The following is a 19,407-nucleotide window of genomic DNA, read 5'->3' as shown; positions in this document are numbered from 1 at the left end:
ATCTTAGCTTAGTTTGAGTGCAATTATGCTTAAAAACCCAACTAAATTAAAGTAAATTTACTTTACTTACTTAAATATACTGATCAATCTTACCGAAAAGCGGACGCAAGAATAAGCGCCTAAAGTTAGGCGCTTACTCTTAGTCATAGTACGGGATTCATTATGGGTTAGGCGACCAAGTGGGCGAGCGAATAGTGCCGTCCGAGGACTTACCAAACGCCTCACCACCAGTCAAAGACTTGATGGTTAATATCCCTTTGCCACCTTGTTTAGAGGCGTAGACGACACGTTTGCCATTCGGTGAGAAGCTAGGAGCTTCATCAATACCCGTGTTGCCAAGGTTGGTTACGACTGCGCCAGCAGAGTTCATGATGGCAGCGGAGCGACCACTTAAGAAGGCAATCTGACTGCCGTCTTTGTTATATTGCGGACTGGTCGCGTAACCGCTGCGCGATACTAGACTAGACTTGCCTGTAGCAAAGTTATAACGGTAAATTTGTGGTCGGTTTTCGCCGCCTGGATCAGACACATATAAGAATGAGCTACCATCAGGTGCATAGCTTGGCTGCACATCATTATAAGGAGTACCAATAAGTTTTTGTATTCCACCACTGGCCAGATTGATTCGGTAGATATCAGCATTGCCCTCAAAGCTACTTGAGAAAATCAAACTGCCGCCATCAGGAGAGAAGCTAGGGTTTAAGTTGCTACCTGGATAAGGAGTGACTAAGCGCGGACTACCGCCACTGGCATTTTGAATATAGATGACAGGATAGCCTTTGGGGCGCTGTACGGCAAAAGCAATCTGCCGAGCATCGGGTGACCAAGCGGGTGAAAAGATGGAACCTTTGACTGGACCATAGAGGGTTGCAGGATTCTCACCATCGGCATCGATAACCTTAAGGGTGGAGGTTTTGTCTTTGTCGCTTCCTGTCTCTTCAATGTAGGCAATTCTTCCTGTGAAGTCACCAGGAACACCAGTAATCAGCTCTTGAATCTTATTGGCAATGACGTGACCAGCAAAACGCAAGCTGCTACGATCATTGTTAGCGCTCAAGCTTTGCTTACCACCAATAATTCTCCCAGACTTAAGGTCTATCACTTCATAGTCAGTGATGACCTGACCCTTATTAGAGCGGGTACTACCGACGACAAGATAAGGGATGCCAGTCTGTTGCCAGATAGGCAGCGTTCCTGCCAGCTCGCTACTACTATGCGGCTGTTGGGGCAGATTCTGACTGGTGGCTCGAAGCTCAGTTTTACTCAAATCATTGAGTACCACCGGTGAGATGACATTGTCACCAGCAAAAGGCACAATCGCCACTTGATTAAGCTGTCTGGGCGCGATAACGGATACATCAATCTCTAACGGGTCAGCAGCTAAAGCTGACATTGAGGTCAGCAGTAAGGGAGCGGTAATGAATAAACGTGACGTCTTATTAATAGTGCTAAAATTTAGTAGTCTCATAAATGGATAACCTAAAGCGTTATAGAATGTGAGTGGGTTTTATTGAGTAAGCTGCTGCTATTTGAGTTAAATGTCTGTAAGCTTGTTAAGCGCGTTCTAAGTATATCAAGCAATATATCAGGCAAAGGGCAGTGACTAGGAATAGCTTTAATAGTGCTGATTATATTTTATCGACTGAATTTGTGGCTATACTTTTTTATTTTATCGTTAATCTAACACGATTTTATTCAACGACGACATTTATTCTTAGATTGGCGTAAGCATCAGGATTGTCAAAGTCGATGGGTAGGGGACTAGCATTTAGCGCTGCTTGCTCTGCTGCACTATTGACCTCGGGGTTAGATCCACTGGCATTAGCGGACAATACATTACCACTGGCATCTAGCCTAAGATTCACAGTGGCCTTGATTCCTTGAGTGCCTATAGGCGCTTGAAGGTTACGCTGAATTTTTTTGGCAATGGCTGATTTGTATTCACCAACGGATTTTGACGGACTACCACTGCTAGCACTGGACTTGCCTGTTGTGCTGCCGGCAGCTATGGGTGTGCCGTCTGAGAGACCGATATTAATAGAGTCAGAGGCAGCGCCTTTATTTGTGCTGTTTTTACTATCTGTGGTTGGGCGCTTAATCATCGGGCCACTTTTTTCGATTTTCTTTAACTCATCTACTCGAGCTTGCCTAATACGCTCGCGCTCTCTCGCCTCATCGAGAAGGGCATTATCTTTATTTGCTATCGCTTCGTCAATTTGTTCGGCTAAGGCGGCCATTTTGCGCTCGTACTCAGCATTCGCCTGTTGGATTTTTAGCCGATGCTCACGGCTAAGTAATATACCATCATCCACTTGAGAGTCGGCGGGGCTATCGGAGCGCTCAAAAATAGCAGGTCGATTGGTGGTAGCTGCACTGTTTGCAGACGAGCTTTGACTACCATTCAGGCTACCTGAGTCATTTGAATTAAAGGATTGATCAGGGCTGGATGGCATCACGATAGCGTCTTCACTGGCAGATACAGAAGACTGGCCACCAGATGCCGCTCTATTGGCTAGTATCTGCGCTTGCATCTCGGCGAGCTGCTCGGGTGATACCATGGTAGTCTCAATACTGGCTGCGGTCTCAAGCTCAGGGGTCTGATGAGTAAAGATGACAAAACCAATCAGTAACCCATGCGCTAGCACACTTAATAACACAGGCACAGTAAGACCGTCGCCTTCAGGGCGGGTAGGGACAAAGACGGAGGGAGCTTGCTTCATTTAACGCCTACCTTCCACGGTTTAAAATTGACACGGTATAGGACATGTCATCGTTTTACGAAACTGCCGCCCATTGGCCTGGAGATGATTATCGATCATCAGGCTATAAGCGTACGGCCAATAGGGACTCTAAAAAGTACGAACTATAATGTAGGCTCAGGCAGTGGTCTACCGGTCAGTAAACCTACTTTTTCGATGCCAGCTTGCTGTAGGCTTGCCATCAGCTGCATAATTGCACCATATTGGTTGTTTTGATCGGCATTAATCATCACTTGGACGGGCTGTTGACCATTAGCTTGGCTTTGGCTCTGTAGCCGAGATAAGGTGTCAATAAGCTCTGGCTCACTGACGGGCTGATCGATATTATTTTCAAAGCTAATAAAGATCTCACCGTTGTCTCGTAGTGAGATAATAACCGGCAGCTGGTTACTGGTACTTAAAGTATTGGTCTGCTCCTTGGGTAGATCCACGTCTACGCCAGTGGTGAGCATGGGGGCTGTCACCATAAAAATGACCAGTAGTACCAGCATCACATCGATATAAGGCACGACATTCATTTGAGCATTAAGCGCCCTTTTTTCGCGGCGATAGGGGCTGGTATTCATAGGGTAGCTCTTTGCGGATCAACTTGCTGGGTCTGGGCAGTAGGGGTGTTAGCAGTCGCTGGCGCAGCGCTAGTCTCACGCTGGAGCATACCTGTCATTTCATCACAGAATAGGGCGCGCGAGTCATAGATTCGGTTAGCCTTAGCCGTAAAGTGATTATAGGCGAGCACGGCAGGAATAGCGGCGAATAGCCCCATAGCCGTGGCAATTAGAGCTTCAGCAATTCCAGGAGCGACGGCAGCCAGACTGGCTTGCTCGGTCTGTGATAAGCCCAAAAAGGCATTCATAATACCCCAGACCGTACCGAACAGTCCTACATAAGGGGCAACAGAGCCAACGCTGGCGAGCGTCGCTAGTCCTGACTCTAATAGCTGCTGCTGACGCCCTAGACCGACGCGAAGCTTACGCTCAACACCATCGATAATATCGGATTTTGGTTGGCGTTTTTTGTGCATTTTTAAATACTCAGAAAAGCCAACGTAGAAGACTTGCTCGAGACCTTGCCTATCTGGGGAGTTTTGTACGCCTTGGTAGAGCTTAGCCAGATCCTCTCCGGACCAAAACCACGACTCAAACTGTTCGTCAAAGCTTTTGGCAGATCCAAGCTTGGCGCTTAGACGAAAGATAATCACCCAACAGACCAGCGATGCTAGGAGTAGTAGCGCCATGACTATTTGAACCAACAAGCTGGCCCCAGTGATTAGTTCAAGGATATTCAACGATTCTGGCATTCAAGTCGCTCACTTATGCGAAAGTTAAAAAATAGACAAAAGGCAGTCACAGTCAGCCGGCTAGTTTACTGCGAAATACACCAAGCGTCATTTATAAATGTGTTAAAGGTCAGTTTGTGTCGGCTATTATTGCGTATTGCGAATACTGAAATATCCTAACGTGCCAATTGTCCATAGCTGACCATAGTATTGCAGCCGCTTTACGGTAACGTCACGATAGCAGTACTAAGAACATTGGAATGTTAATTGCATATATTTCAGTAAGTTTTGCCTGATTATTACAATACTATAAATCTTAGGGATTAAGTCAAAGTATTATAGATAAAACCTTTGTATAATGTCGCAAATTATTAACCCCTACATGAACAATAGTGATTAATGTCTAACTTATCGATCTTCGCTAAGTATGCTTTGAAAGTTATAGTCGAGTCTAAATAAAATAGAGTCATCGTAGTATGATGCGCAACTGGTATAAGTTTTTCTGCCTTGCCGCGGTATGCCGACAGAGGCTGCGAAAAATTCATCTCAGTACCGCTGTAGCGTTTTTATAATGAACTTACTATACAGCTATCTTCGAGGGTGTCTTATACAAAGCTCTAAGATTCATAGATTAAGTTGACTTAGGCATTGGGTTGATATGTTACTATTTGTTACCCCTTCGTAATACACTGATTGCTAACTACCTTGGCAATAGCGGTTGTATTGATTGATTAAATTTATTACAAGCTAGGCGTTACTTATGAATGCAATTGAACGTTATTTTGGGATTAATGGCACCAATACGACCATTAAGACTGAGGTGATGGCTGGAGTCACCACCTTCTTAACTATGGCCTATATCATCTTTGTCAACCCGAACGTACTATCAGAAGCTGGCATGGATAAGGGGGCGGTATTTGTCGCTACTTGCTTAGCAGCGGCAGTCGGCTGTTTTATTATGGGGGCATTTGCCAAGCTTCCCGTGGCGTTAGCACCAGGAATGGGACTTAACGCCTTCTTTACGTATGGCGTGGTGTTGGGTATGGGCTATACTTGGCAGACGGCTCTGGGCGCAGTATTTTTGTCAGGGTGTATCTTTATTCTGCTAAGTCTATTTAAGATTCGCGAGTTGATTATTAATGCCATTCCCTTGACCTTGAAGCTTAGTATTGTCGCAGGTATTGGTGCATTCTTAGGCTTTATTGCGCTGCAAAGTGCCGGTATTATCGTCGGCCGTGATGCGACGCTAGTGATGCTCGGTGATATGAAGAGCTATGCACCAGCAATGGGCGCTTTAGGGTTCTTTATTATCGCAGCTTTAGCTTATAAAAAGGTCCCAGGTGCGGTAACCATCGGTATTCTTCTTATTGCTGCTATAAGTCTTATTACTGGTCACACGGAGTTCGGTGGTATTGTATCACTGCCACCAAGTATTGCACCGACGATCATGCAGCTAGATGTTGCTGGTGCCTTTGATGTCGGTATGATTGCTGTCATATTTGCCTTTTTATTCGTTGATTTGTTTGATACTACGGGTAGCTTAATTGGTATTACCAGTAAAGCAGGCCTAATGGATAAGCAAGGCAATATTCCTAATATGGGTAAAGCGCTCCTTGCCGATTCGACTGCAACGGTTGCAGGCTCGCTGCTAGGGACATCATCCACCACCAGCTATATTGAAAGTGTGTCTGGCGTCGCCTCGGGTGGCCGCACTGGTTTAATGGCTATTACTGTTGGCGTAATGTTCTTACTCAGTTTATTTTTTGCGCCATTAGCGGGTATGATTCCAGCCTATGCTACTGCTGGGGCGATATTCTACGTGGCTGTGCTAATGATGTCTTCTTTAAGAGACATTCATTGGGATGATTTGACTGAGGCGGCTCCTGCAGCGGTAGTATTGTTATTCACTCCACTGACTTACTCTGTAGCGGATGGTATCGCACTTGGCTTTATCACCTATACGGTATTAAAAGCCTTGGCCGGTAAGTTCTCTGAGATTAGCCCTGCTGTCTGGGTTCTGAGTATTGTGCTCTTGTCTAAATTCATATTTTTGAGCTAATCAGTTGCTAAGAGCAGTTTAAACTTCAATAGCCATCATCTATCACAGTTGATGAGATGATATTACTAAGCTTATTAAGTCAAGCCCTTATCAATTAAGTTGATAGGGGCTTTTTAATTTTTATAGAAGGGTTGCCAGCTGCCCTTACCTAATAAGGGGTTATGCTTTGACACAATATTAAAAAAGATAGCGCTGAATGCAAATGCTATTCGAGCCGGTGTAAAAACTTTAAAGCCAGTAAAAGGTACAATCATAAATACTGAACAAGGAATTCAGTCTGACAAGGCTATAACCCATAGTTTGGCTATACTTTTCATGATACCATGCAGTTAGTTAAGCGCATCACCTCAATCAACGCCGTAGAGGTTTTTCTGACAGTGACTCTTGCTATATATAGACTATATTTTGCAAACAAGTGCTTTAAATTTTGCTGAAGGTCTTTGGTTGTTTTACCATTTTGCAGTCACTACCATCATGAAGAAGGCGCTAATGCTGCTTACTGATTAATTTGTGTTTATAGATTGATGTCATCGTTACTTCATTGATAGGTCTTTACGATACCTCCTTGCTAGGCTCTGCTTTATCGCATAGCTCCTAGGCACTGCTTTTTCGCATTGCTACTTTGACGCTCCAGCATTAATACTGATACTGTCACAGAGTCTGGGTGATATGGTACTGATATTACTGATTCACTTTTATGCGGCCTTATGACTATCTACTGGGGCAAAAAAGTTGAAGTTACTAATCATCAAGCAAAAAATGCAAATAACAACAATCTTATGATAATTCTTGACTAAGAATGGAGTCGGTATGTCCCCAATCGAGCAATTCACCCCGAAAAACCCTATCTTATTTTCGCCGAGCGACTTATTAGACCCTGCTTACATTCAGCAGTCACCTAATGAGCTGTTACAGCGTGTCTCTCCTCTATATAGCGTGGATGAAGATACTTGGCTATCTCAGTTATTACCCTTGGCAAAACCTACGGCTGAAGAAAAAGAAGCAGCAACTGAGCAGACGCGAAAGCTGGTCACTCATGTGCGCCAAAATGATAAAGCCGTCAAGATGGTGGATTCATTATTATTAGAATATAGCTTGGATACGCAAGAAGGTATCTTGCTGATGAGTCTGGCTGAAGCCTTGATTCGTGTGCCCGATAATGCGACAGCAGATGCGCTGATTCAAGATAAGATGAGCGTAGCGGACTGGAAAAAGCATCTAAAAGATAACAATGGCTTTATCGTCAATGCCTCGACTTGGGGGCTTATGATGACAGGCCGTGTGGTCAGTATTGACAAGGGCTTAACCGCTGCTGGATTTTTGGATCGTATGACCAAAAAGATGGGTGAACCGGTTATTCGTGCTGCGATGCAAAAGGCCATGCGTGTAATGGGCCATCAGTTCGTATTAGGCGAGAGTATTGAGGACGCTAACAAGAATAGCCAGCCGTACCGTAAAAAAGGCTATACCTATTCTTTTGACATGCTCGGTGAAGCTGCCATTACCAATAAAGATGCCGAAAAATACTTTGCCGACTATCTGCACGCGATTAAAAAGACTGCCCATATTGAGGTGGCTGAGGGTATGCCAAAGCCGTCTGTCTCAATTAAGCTCTCGGCGTTGCACCCACGCTATGAGGCGACACAAGAAGCACAAGTATTGGGGCTACTGCGTCAGCGCTGTCTGCTATTGATCGAAGCGGCACGTGAGGTTAATGTCGATATCAGTATCGATGCTGAGGAAGCCGACCGTCTGGAGATCTCCCTTAAATTATTTGAAGCGCTTTACCGCGATCCTATGACCGCAGGTTGGGATGGTCTAGGCTTAGTCGTTCAGGGCTACTCTAAACGCGCTATCGCTATCTTTGCTTGGCTTGCGAGCCTTGCCAAAGAAGTCGGTGACCGCATTCCTGTGCGTCTGGTCAAAGGTGCTTATTGGGACTTTGAGATTAAGCTTGCGCAGCAAAAAGGGCTGTCAGGCTATCCGGTTTGGACGCGTAAAGAAGGGACAGACTGTGCCTATCTTGCCTGCGCAAGGTTCTTGCTTAGTGACCATTTACGCGGACTGATCTGGCCACAGTTTGCTACCCATAATGCGCACACGCTAGCATCTGTCATGACCATGAGCACGCACAAAGACTTCGAGTTTCAGCGTCTGCATGGTATGGGTGACGCGCTATACGACCATATCTTGCAATCCTATCAGATTCCGGTTCGTATCTACGCACCAGTAGGCGCGCATAAGGATTTGCTCCCGTATTTAGTGCGCCGCTTATTAGAAAACGGTGCTAACAGCTCCTTTGTGCATCAGCTATTGGACAAGTCATATCCCATCGAGAAGCTCACGGTACATCCATATGACAAGCTGACTGCTCATAATCAATTGCGCAACCCGAATATTCCATTACCGCTTGAGATCTATGGTGATAGAAAGGCCAGCTTTGCGCCTAATATCTTTATTGAATCGCAGTGGATACCTTTTAAGGCCGCCATTGATTCGTACCTTGATAAGACCTGGACAGCGGCATCGATTATTGATGGTATCAGTGGTATAAATGATGATGTCGACACTACGAGTAATGGCGCTGATAGCTCTAACAATAACGCAGGCGATATCAATGAGGTTCGTGCACCTTGGAACCACGATATCCTTGTCGGTCAGGTACATTATGCCAATGCAGAGATAGCAACCAAAGCCATTGCTGCGGCGATAGCAGGTCAAGACACGTGGGCGAATACCGCCGCTCACGAACGCGCTGCTATCTTGCGCCAGATTGCTGAGCTGTATGAAGCCAACTATGCTGAACTCATGGCGCTGTGCCATTTAGAAGCGGGCAAGACCATGCAAGACAGCATTGATGAGATCCGTGAGGCAGTTGATTTCTGCCGATACTATGCAGATGAAGCAGAGCGTCTGGCTAAAGAGGTCAATACCTTTACTGACTTGACCGGAGTAGAAGTTACTCAGCGACTGGCTGCGCGTGGAACCTTGGTCTGTATCAGTCCATGGAACTTCCCACTGGCTATTTATACTGGTCAGATTGTTGCTGCCTTAGCTGCGGGAAATACCGTCGTTGCTAAGCCTGCTGAACAAACCAGTCTGATTGCTCATTTTGCCGCGGCCTTGATGTATCAAGCAGGTGTGCCACGTTCGGCTTTACAGCTAGTGCTCGGTGCTGGCGAGGTTGGCGCTGCTTTGACCTCGGCAGGCAACATCGCTGGCGTTATCTTTACGGGCTCGACCCAGACGGCGCAGCGCATTAATCAAAGCTTGCATGCTGAAAAAGATAGCGTAGCCAACCAAGAGTCGCCCACAGAGCTGCCCATATTAATCGCTGAGACAGGTGGTCAAAATGCGATGATTGTGGACTCTACGGCACTGCCTGAGCAAGTGGTCAAAGATGCCGTACTGTCTGCCTTTGGCTCTGCAGGTCAGCGCTGCTCTGCTTGTCGTATTCTGTGTGTTCAAGATGACGTGGCGGATGGCATCATTGAGCTATTGCAAGGTCATATGGCGGAGCTGGTCGTGGGCAATCCTGTGCAGGTGACTACCGATGTAGGCCCTGTCATTGATGAAGACGCCAAACAAGGCCTTGAGATGCACATCGAGCGTATGCAGGCTGAGCCTACGGCGACTATCTTGGCACAGACGCCACTCGGTGCAGAGGCTGCCAGTCAGCAAGCGCAGGCTACCTACGTATTGCCAACGGCTATCGAAGTCAAAAGCATCGATGTCATCGCAGGTGAGCACTTTGGTCCTATCTTGCACGTCTTACGCTATAAAGCTGGCGAGCTTGATAGCTTGATTGACGCGATTAATGCGACTGGTTTTGGTTTGACCTTAGGTATTCATAGTCGAATTGAGCGCACTGCTGAGCATATTGAGCGCCGCGTGATGGTAGGCAATACCTACGTAAACCGTAACCAAATCGGTGCTGTGGTAGATGTTCAACCCTTTGGTGGCTGCGGCTTATCTGGTACCGGCCCTAAAGCTGGTGGCCCACACTATGTGGCTCGTCTGATGCGCTGGGAAGATAGCCAGTAGCAGCTGTTTATTATGATCAATAAAAACAATGGGATAAAAGTAGATACAGAGCCGACTGGTATAAGGGGAAGCCTTATACCAGCGGCTAGACTTAATACTGATCTTATTTGTTTCTCTTTTTCTTGATTTTAATTAATTCAATACTAAAGCATTAATAGGAGCCTTATCATGGCGACTGAATTCAAAAAAAACCACGCCCAAATCTGTGAAGCTTGGCGACTGCTAGGGGCGATTGATAGAGCGCCATATTTACAAGCCGCTAGTCCTCGACTGGCCTTATTAACTGGCAATACTAACAAGGCTAAGCGACTGTTCTCGCACCTGATTGACCAAGCCCCTAAGCTCGATGAAGTACTGCGAATGAATGGAGCAACTGGTGAGTCAAACGATCTTTACCTCAGTGGCCGTGGTAAGACCATGATTATTGGTAGCGAGGGCGCGAAGACTTTACCAGTACTCGGTCAGATGATGGCTGCTCTACTGGCGGGTAATGAAGTCATTCTGCATTATCCAAGTCAGCCTGAGATTTGCACCGAGGCGGTAGATGTCTTATACCAAGCAGGTATTAAAGAAGATGTGATTAGCATTGCTAACGACTCGCAAACCATCACACTATTACATATGGATAAGCTCGCCCAAGTGGCAGTGGTAGGTACGCCTACTGAAGTTCAGCATATTGCTGCTGAGCTGGCTAAATCTGACGGTATCTTGACGAGAGTCATTGCCGTGACAGATACCAAAGGCTGCCGAGAGATGCTGACGCCAGATTATCTGTATAACTTTATTACCGAGCGCGTCAAGACCATCAACACCACTGCCATTGGTGGTAATGCAAGCTTGCTTGAGCTTGGAGTGGGCGAATAAGACGCTACTAAAGTTGATTAACACCTGTATAACTGGGTAGGATGACAAAAAGCGCTTTTAGGATATTAAAAGCGCTTTTTCTTATTAAGAAAGAGTGAACCCAAAAGACATAAACAGCAGCCTTGATAGATAAAATTGATTTTTACTACAGATATACTCAGTGCTTGATAAAGCATATTCACTCATTGGGTCGATGTTTAACCTGTTTATAAGTTATCATTATGCTTTTGTTCGAGCCACAACCCTATGTCTAATCATCACCCCTTGCTCGGTGCTTTTTGGATGGTAACTGCGGGGGTAACCTTCGCTATTATCAATACCACACTACAATATCTAGGCATCACCTTTGACATCAATTCAGGCTCAGCGGTGTTGTATCAATATGGTATTGCTTTGCTGATATTCATCCCCTTAATAGGTACTGGCGCTATTCGCGCAGCTGCGCGCTCTGATTTTCGCTGGCTACATGTGCTGCGCGTCGGGGTGTCTGTCATTGGTATTCAGTTATGGACAGCGGCGCTCACTTACCCTGTGCCTATCTGGCAGGGTATAGCGTTATTAATGACCTCGCCGTTATTTGTCACTATTGGTTCAGGGCTGCTGCTGCGTGAGTCCGTCAGTCTATTACGCTGGCTCGCTACTATCGTCGGCTTCGCGGGAGCGATGCTTATATTGCAACCTTGGTCAGATGACTTTGTTTGGGCCGCCTTATTGCCGATTGGTGCCGCGTTCTTCTGGGCCAGTGCTTCGCTCTTGACCAAGTTCACCGTCAGTCAAGACTCTCCTACCACCATCGTATTTTACTTGTTGGTATTAATGTTGCCATTTGACTTGTTATTTGGCTTGCCGCAGTTGGCTGTACCATCAGGCTGGCAGCCTTGGGCGTTATTGGTAATGAGCGGCGCGTTGACAGGCTTCGCACAGTGGTCAGTGGCCAAGGCTTATTCGGTAGCTGATGCGTCATTTGTGCAGCCTTTTGACCATCTTAAATTGCCCTTTAATGTGCTAGCAGGGTTCTTGGTATTCGGTTGGGTACCACCTGGTATGCTGTGGATTGGCTCAGCCATGATTATAGGCTCCGTGGTATTTGTCACTTATTATGAACGCAGTCGTAACCCTGTAGAAGTGCTGTGGGAAGAGTCTCATCACTCAAAGTAAGATTGGGCAACTCATTTATGGGGCAACCCATCAACCAAGATGACTGACATGGCCAACCGGAAAAGTACTATAGATATTAGCGCGATACGGGCATTATTTTTTTAACTTGCTGTGAGTACGCTAACTGAGACTACAAAAAATCTATCCCAGTATCATGCTATTGTTGTTAGATTGAAGTTATTATAGTTTGGGAATGCAGCCGTCTTGAAAGTTCTTAATAGTGCTTAGAGGATTACTCTTGGCTTTTAGTCGTTTGCTCAACTAGTGATTACGTGAAACCTGCGATAACATGACGGGTGCTTTTAAGAGTTGCCATTTTCCAGAACTGTTACTTAAAAGGACAGTTAATTAAAAGGACTAGCAAAGGTGCGGCAACGGATTGTTTCTATACTAAGTATTATCTTATTAGGCGTCACTATTATTAGCGCAGGCGTATTGGCCTATTTTTGGCAGCCAGATCGTTCGGTTGCCGAGCTGGCGCACTGGCAACTGCCCGATAGTGAGTTTGTTGAAGTGCAAGGTATGCAGGTGCATATCGTGCAATCTGACCTATGCCGTCAGCGCTTGAGCAAGGTCGCGCAAAAAGATAACATTCACCTCAGTAGTAAAGCTTCTGAAGTCATCGTCTTATTACATGGTACTTCTGCCAGTTTGCACACTTGGAATGATTGGGCGACGCAGTTAGAGGTCGACCACTGCGTTATCCGTATGGACTTGCCTGGGTTTGGGCTAACAGGGCCATTTGTAGATGAAAGCACGGCTTATACTGCGCAGAACTATGCTATTTTTGTCAAACAAGTGCTAGATAGGCTAAGTGTTGAGCGAGCCAGCTTGGTTGGTAACTCTCTAGGCGGCAAGGTTGCTTGGCTTACGACCACCCTATACCCTGAGCTGGTAGACCAACTTATTTTGATTGATTCAGTCGGTTATCCTGCCACCCCTAAGCACGTACCTATTGGCTTCAAACTCGCTAGATATCCTGTTTTAGACCCTATTATCAAACATGTATTGCCACGCTCTGTGGTAAAAAACAGCTTACTTAGCGTCTATACTGATGACAGTAAGGTCACAGATAGTTTGATAGAGCGCTACTTTGAGTTGACTTTGCGCGAAGGCAACCGTGGTGCGTTATCACGGCGGATGCGCGAGTTCGACAGCTCAGGTCAGCAAGCGCTGATCCAAACCATATCCGTACCGACTTTAATCCTTTGGGGCGCAAAGGATGACCTAATCCCTGTAGAAAATGCCGAACGCTTTCATCAAGATATCAAAGGTAGCCAGCTGGTAGTGTTTGATAATTTGGGTCATGTGCCACAAGAAGAAGACCCCAAGGCTACAGTAGCCATAGCGAAACGGTTTTTGGCGGGCAAGTTAGTTAATGAGCAGAGAATGCTAAATAATGAATAATAATTATTAAATTATCGCTATTTGAGTCTAGCAGGGTAATATAGCTATCAAGCTAAATTCACATTTAATGAAATGAACGCAAAAAACTAATATGACAATAAAATGTAGGACATATGACTGCTATCAATTGTAACTTTAGTAATCCCACCTGCTTTGCTGCGCTTTCTGACATCCATAGTAATGTATTCGCTCTAGAGGCTGTACTCGCAGATATTAACCGACGAGGTATCAAGCAAGTCGTCAACCTTGGCGATATTCTTTATGGACCGATTGCCCCCAAAGCCACATATGAGTTATTAATGGCGCATCAAGAGCGGTATCTTGAGCCTATCGTTACCATTCGCGGTAATCAAGACCGACAGATTTATGATGCCAGTGCAGAGGAAATAATGTCTAATCCCACGATGAGATTTATCATAGCGGAGCTACCTAACACAGCAATTGATTGGATGCGCAAGTTACCGTTTGACTGTCAGCTGACAGAAAATGTTTACCTGTGTCACGGTTCACCTAGCGATGATATGGTGTATTTGTTAGAAGATGTGAGTAGTGGAGAGCCTAAGGTACGAGATGATGACGATATAATAGCTCGGTTATCCGGTCAGAGCTCTCAAGTTATTGTCTGCGGACATACTCATATCCCGCGAACTATCACACTATCTACGGGGCAACTTATCGTAAATACAGGTAGTGTTGGTTATCCCGCTTATGAGGATGACATACCTGTAATACACCGGATGCAGACTTACTCGCCACACGCTAGTTATGCCATTATTAAAAGTATCGAAACAGATGCAGGTAAAAGCTGGCAGGTTGAGCATATAAAAGTACCGTATGACCATGAAGCAGCTGCTCAAATGGCAGCTGCAAACCACCGAAAAGATTGGGCATTTGCGCTTCAGACAGGGAGGGTAAAAGCCTTTTAGGAAGCAATTCTAATAATACACCTTACATCAACCTTATATCTATTCCATAGTTTCTATAAACCGGAGCCTTGATGCCCACACTCTTTATGATAGGGCTTGGCGGTCGCCCAAAAGGCCGCTTGATTGAGCAGCATGATATGTTTTTTGGTGTTGCTGAGCACCTAAGTGAGCTTATTCCTGCTATTAATGCGCACTGGCCCGAGGTGAAGAACAAATGGCATATTGATGCCTATCGGCCAGTAACAGCTGTCGATAATTACCGCATTGAGTGGGTAGAAGATGCCACTACTGATGCCGAGAGTGATCTAAGCGATATGAAGCTATATTTTATTAACTTAGGTGGTTATCTGGCGCAGGACTTCGAAGAGTATCATCATAAGCTCTTAATCGTTGCGCCGAGCCAAGCCGAAGCCGTTAAACAAGCCAAGCAATCTGAATTTTACAGAAAATATAGCTTCAACGATAAAGACACCCCCTTTAATGCTGCCTCCCACATCGATGATAAACTGCTGGTGGATATCGATGAGATTTATAATGTGAATGATTTATTGTCATCAGGATATTTACAAATTACGCGTCATCAAGACGCGCCAGTTGAACAGGACAAGCTGTTTATTGGTTACTTAAGTATAAATAAATTAAAGAAGTTGAGTTGATATGGCCTTTGACATGTATTACAAAAGTGGCCTGATGCGAAAGGCGCGCTGCCAAATCCCTGATGATTTAGTATCGACCCTGTATCAGGTTCACGACAATGCACAGTTTCCACAATTGACTTGGTTGATTGATAACTTGTATGAAAGTCCACAAATTTCACCTGATATTGCCAAGGCACTGGCTGATGAGATGCTGGCGGTTGAGCGACTAATACTCTCGTTACACTTGCCATTTCCTATGCTGCCGTTACAAAAGTTACAGACCTTCTTTTTGGCCGCTGCTAATAAAAATGAAGTCGTCCATACGGTTAGTGATTAAAGCAGTTACTAATCAATAGTTACCAAATAGTATATAGATTGATGATACAAAATTAATCAATCAACTTTTTAGTTGAAACCGTCCCTAAATTTTAAAAGTAATCCCTCTATGCCCCACTCATTCACGCCCAAAATTATCTTTTTCGACATAGACGATACTCTCAGTCGAGGCGGTATTATCGCCCCGCATAATCAAGCCACTTTGCAGGGACTAGCCCATACTGAGATTAAATTGGTAATAGCGACAGGTCGTGCTAAGCCTATGTTACCAAAGGACATTCTAGATCTACATGATAAAGGCATTATCGATGCCGTTATTTGTATGAATGGTCAATATAGCTTTTATAAGGATGGTAGTAATTCAGATAAAGTGAGCCGAAGCAGCAGTGGTGATAAGTCTAAAATAGTAGGCAATGAAGCGCTAATTAAACACTATCCGCTAACGCTACCTCAAGTCGAGCAAATCGTGCAAATCTGTCAACAGGAGCAAGTCGTCTATAAGCTCGACTCTACGCACTATATTGCATGGTCTGCGATGCATGAGCACATAAAAGAATTGATGGTAAAAAACAGCTATTTCATTGTCGATCCCGACTTTCATAAATGCAATGACGTTTATCAATGTTCGGTTATCTTTAATAATGAAAAAGACAAAATGCAACATATCGACTTTGCCAAATTCGGCTTAAAGCTGGTGCATTGGCACAATACCGGTGCTGATATTATCCCTATTGATGCCTCCAAAGCCCGTGCGGTACTTGATGTCTGCCGTCATTACGATATTGATGTTAAGGATGCCATGGCCTTTGGTGATGGCCTTAATGATTTGGAGATGTTTGATTTAGTAGGCTGTAGTGTGGCTATGGGCGATGGTCAACCTGCCCTTATTGAGCGCGCCGATTTAGTCACAGGGTCTATAGAAGAGCGAGGTATCCAAGCGGTTCTGGATAAATTTTATGTTGTATAGATTAAATCATGGCCTTATGCACATTTTTTAGACTGTAGCGGTGAGTGAGCTAAATTCTATATTGCTTCTTTTGTCTTCGCTCACTTTCGCTGACTTAATTTCTCCAATACCTTCTTCATTGAGTGTTCAACAGATCCTAATTCAAAAAATAGTCAAGGACAGTCAGATTTGCAAAATTTAATTAAAGCATTATTGAAGTGGATTGGTGCAGGTATTGGCATTGGCATCGGTATTTTAATCGTTATTGTGGTGCTTAAATTACTGACTGACAAGACTGATGAAGGCAGTGATAAAGCCTCTATTAGTATTGCAGATAGTACTGCAGGTAATATGATGAACCGTAACCAAAATAGTGTACCTCCAGCTCAGCAGTCGAGCAATGTGACCGATATCATCGTGCCACCTGGTTATAGACGTACTAAAGACGGAGACCTCATACTAAACGCGCCTATTATGGGCATGGAGTGGGAGAGTGTGGAGGATGACAATAGCACTGCCGAACCTCGTATTTATGAGCCATTCACTATATATCGCTGTATAACGGACGATGGCGAGCAGTTGAAGATGGATGTGGTCAACAGTGATATCGGCTATATGCTTAAGTTTTATTTTGCTCAACAAGGTCAAGGCTTACAGCTTCAAGCTCAGCAAGCGGCAGAAGAGGCTTATTACGCCATTCATACCAATGCAGTGACGCTGGTCATGCGTGACCCTGATACCTATTATGTACTGACTCAGTATGAAGATGGCGATACGACGTTTTATCTTAACAATGCGATGACAGGTCACGAGATTAATCATTTCTTTTGTGAAGAGTCGCCAAGCTCAATGGATAGTATCGCCTTAATCAATCAAATGGAGCCTGAGCACTTTAACTTCAAACCTATGACGGATGAACTTGAAGAGATATTAGCGCCGCAAGCATTAACACATAGTTAGGCCTAATCATTGGTCTTAATCAATAGCCATTATGATTTCAAAGCTGCGGAATTTGATTACACACAAAGTGTTTCTTTGGGTCTCAGCTAACTTATTCGACACTTGCTATTTGTTGATCGAGACGACTACCTTATCTAGCTTTATTTAGTGGCTCAATAATGAGCGTGCCAATATCTTAAATGCACTAAAAATATACTCCCAGACTTCTATCAATTTTCATTATAGGTAGCATAATAGCTTCTAGCAGCTCGCTCTCGTGCGTCTAATTATAAGCTTATTAACCACTTAAATTTGCTGTAACAGGCTGGTTTAAGTGGTTTTTTATTTATTTATTTATACTTTAAATTAATTAAGATTAATTAAATAATTTTATTGAAATGATAATCATTTTGATTTAGGATGATGAGATAAAGTTAATTATGGATTATTTATAAGTCACTGTTATAAGTTATGTGAATACCAACAAGCTAGGCAATAAGCAACTGATTGATAAATAAAGTAAGCCTAATTAAGACAACTAAACCTAAAGCTTTGACCAAAGGATTTGAATATGAAAAATAAAGTCGCACTCTTAACTATGGCTATCTCTTCTGTATTAGTACTAACTGCCTGTAATGATGATGATAATACTGAAATTACCATCCCTGCTACTAATGGTAATCACGCACCAACATTGACTGTTTCGGCAAAAACAGTAGCAAAAGAAGCAGCAGTAGAGGGTGTTGTCATCGTAGAATCACAAGGTGAGGATAAAGATAGCGATACATTGACTTATAGTCTGGCAGGTAATGATACAGGCTACTATGCCATTGACAGTGCAACGGGCGCTGTAAGCTTGACTACTAAAGGCGCTGAGGCAGTAGCTGCAGATAAGGTATTGCCTGAAATAAAAGTTAAGGTATCAGACGGCAAAGATGAAGTAGAAAAGTCAGCCACACCTAAAATAGGTGAGGGCAGTACCAGCGATGCACCCAAATTGACAGCACTGCTAGCGAATGACGATAGATTCTCTACGCTGGCGAGCGCGCTACAAGCGACAGCTGGCGATAGTACCAATAATCTTGGTACTGACATTGAGCAGTTGAATGATATTACGCTACTAGCGCCTACCAATGAGGCCATTGATAAAACGTTAGACATATTAACCATTCAAATGCCTGAATTAGATACTAATAATAGTGGCAAAATTGAGCTAAATGAATTAACAGCCAAGCCCGAATTACTCAAATCTATACTGCAATATCATGTCCTTACTAGTAAGGTAGAAGCGGCGCAAGTGGCAAGTAGCCTTAATAAAAATCTGCCAACTGTCAATGGATTACCATTGTTCGTTACTCAATCAGGCACAGATTTTATAATCCCAAGTCAGGCAATTCAGTTGGCTAATATTAATAAAGCCGCTGGTGCTGCTGATACTGCTCAGGCCAAAGTTGATTTGACCAGTACTGATATTGCCATTAACAATGGCGTAGTCCATGTTATTGATCAAGCGCTTATCCCGCCGATGTATGATATTGATGAGACATTAACGAGGCTATCAGAGACCAAGCAATTTAGAAGCTTCTTAGATATTGTTAGTACTGCTAACGGTAGTGTGGCGGGCGCAAGTTCAGATAAGGATGCTACTAGTTACACAGTACTCGCCCCTAATAATGCTGCTCTCAATCAAAAGTGTATCGATCTGAACCCCGCTGCTAAAGGACAGACTGGAGGCAAAGACATTATCGATGCAAACAATGAATGCTTTTTGGAGCCAGTAGCGGGTTATGGTAGTGAGGTTAATAAGTTTGTACCAGTTTCTGGTAATATCAAATCTGATACTATGTTTTCAGCAGAATTGCCAGAGATTAAAGGAAATATCGTCTTGGCTAACATTATTGCCAGTAATGGCGTGATTCATATTACTGACTCGCTTCAGTAGTGGAGCAAAACCAGTAAGAGCCGACGTCTAACTGTCGAGCGGTGACAATAGTTGAACGGCAAAAAATAGTAAATTAGAAAGGGAGCCTTAGGTTCCCTTTTTTGTGTCAATCA

General features: G+C 44.3%; 15 protein-coding genes. 11 read left to right on the top strand and 4 right to left on the bottom strand.

Annotation, left to right across the window (positions count from 1 at the left end):
• Positions 1–160: 160 nt before the first annotated feature.
• The 4 genes from EGV92_RS09405 to tolQ form a co-directional block, all read right to left on the bottom strand.
• Positions 161–1,468, bottom strand: coding sequence for a PD40 domain-containing protein (locus EGV92_RS09405; RefSeq protein WP_131668999.1), 1,308 nt, complete (start codon positions 1,466–1,468; stop codon positions 161–163).
• A 223-nt stretch (positions 1,469–1,691) separates the two neighbouring features.
• Positions 1,692–2,720, bottom strand: coding sequence for a cell envelope integrity TolA family protein (locus EGV92_RS09400; RefSeq protein ID WP_131668998.1), 1,029 nt, complete (start codon positions 2,718–2,720; stop codon positions 1,692–1,694).
• A gap of 143 nt (positions 2,721–2,863) precedes the next feature.
• On the bottom strand, positions 2,864–3,325 hold the full coding sequence (gene tolR, locus EGV92_RS09395; protein ID WP_131668997.1) for a protein TolR: 462 nt from the start codon (positions 3,323–3,325) through the stop codon (positions 2,864–2,866).
• Positions 3,322–4,056, bottom strand: coding sequence for a protein TolQ (tolQ, locus tag EGV92_RS09390; protein WP_131668996.1), 735 nt, complete (start codon positions 4,054–4,056; stop codon positions 3,322–3,324). Before tolQ ends, tolR begins: the two co-directional genes overlap by 4 nt.
• 739 nt (positions 4,057–4,795) lie before the next feature.
• On the opposite strand from tolQ, the gene EGV92_RS09385 reads away from it, so the two are divergent.
• The 11 genes from EGV92_RS09385 to EGV92_RS09335 all read left to right on the top strand — a co-directional run bounded on the left by EGV92_RS09385 (position 4,796) and on the right by EGV92_RS09335 (position 19,294).
• A complete protein-coding gene (locus EGV92_RS09385) occupies positions 4,796–6,094 on the top strand; it encodes an NCS2 family permease (protein WP_131668995.1) in 1,299 nt (432 codons plus the stop codon).
• Positions 6,095–6,904: 810 nt separating this feature from the next.
• Positions 6,905–10,138, top strand: coding sequence for a bifunctional proline dehydrogenase/L-glutamate gamma-semialdehyde dehydrogenase PutA (putA, locus tag EGV92_RS09380; protein WP_131668994.1), 3,234 nt, complete (start codon positions 6,905–6,907; stop codon positions 10,136–10,138).
• Between the two features lie 168 nt (positions 10,139–10,306).
• On the top strand, positions 10,307–11,002 hold the full coding sequence (locus EGV92_RS09375) for a 1-pyrroline-5-carboxylate dehydrogenase (RefSeq protein WP_131668993.1): 696 nt from the start codon (positions 10,307–10,309) through the stop codon (positions 11,000–11,002).
• Between the two features lie 246 nt (positions 11,003–11,248).
• A complete protein-coding gene (locus tag EGV92_RS09370) occupies positions 11,249–12,160 on the top strand; it encodes a DMT family transporter (RefSeq protein WP_131668992.1) in 912 nt (303 codons plus the stop codon).
• Between the two features lie 366 nt (positions 12,161–12,526).
• Entirely contained in the window at positions 12,527–13,567 is a 1,041-nt protein-coding gene (locus tag EGV92_RS09365; protein WP_131668991.1) for an alpha/beta fold hydrolase, read from the top strand.
• A 113-nt stretch (positions 13,568–13,680) separates the two neighbouring features.
• Complete coding sequence (locus EGV92_RS09360) at positions 13,681–14,493, top strand: metallophosphoesterase family protein (RefSeq protein ID WP_131668990.1); 813 nt, start codon at positions 13,681–13,683, stop codon at positions 14,491–14,493.
• 71 nt (positions 14,494–14,564) lie between these two features.
• Positions 14,565–15,149 (top strand): DUF1543 domain-containing protein, encoded by a 585-nt coding sequence (locus EGV92_RS09355; RefSeq protein WP_131668989.1) that lies wholly within the window; start codon positions 14,565–14,567, stop codon positions 15,147–15,149.
• Positions 15,150–15,162: 13 nt separating this feature from the next.
• On the top strand, positions 15,163–15,468 hold the full coding sequence (locus tag EGV92_RS09350; protein ID WP_131668988.1) for a hypothetical protein: 306 nt from the start codon (positions 15,163–15,165) through the stop codon (positions 15,466–15,468).
• 108 nt (positions 15,469–15,576) lie between these two features.
• Positions 15,577–16,434 (top strand): HAD family hydrolase, encoded by an 858-nt coding sequence (locus EGV92_RS09345; RefSeq protein ID WP_131668987.1) that lies wholly within the window; start codon positions 15,577–15,579, stop codon positions 16,432–16,434.
• 168 nt (positions 16,435–16,602) lie between these two features.
• Entirely contained in the window at positions 16,603–17,373 is a 771-nt protein-coding gene (locus tag EGV92_RS09340) for a hypothetical protein (RefSeq protein WP_131668986.1), read from the top strand.
• A gap of 550 nt (positions 17,374–17,923) precedes the next feature.
• A complete protein-coding gene (locus tag EGV92_RS09335) occupies positions 17,924–19,294 on the top strand; it encodes a fasciclin domain-containing protein (RefSeq protein ID WP_131668985.1) in 1,371 nt (456 codons plus the stop codon).
• The last annotated feature ends 113 nt before the right edge of the window (positions 19,295–19,407 follow it).

The sequence above is a fragment of the Psychrobacter pygoscelis genome (genome assembly GCF_004335015.1).
In the GTDB taxonomy this organism is placed as follows: Bacteria; Pseudomonadota; Gammaproteobacteria; order Pseudomonadales; family Moraxellaceae; genus Psychrobacter; species Psychrobacter pygoscelis.
Note: the sequence above shows the minus strand (reverse complement) of the source record. Positions and strands in the feature narration are given on the sequence as shown.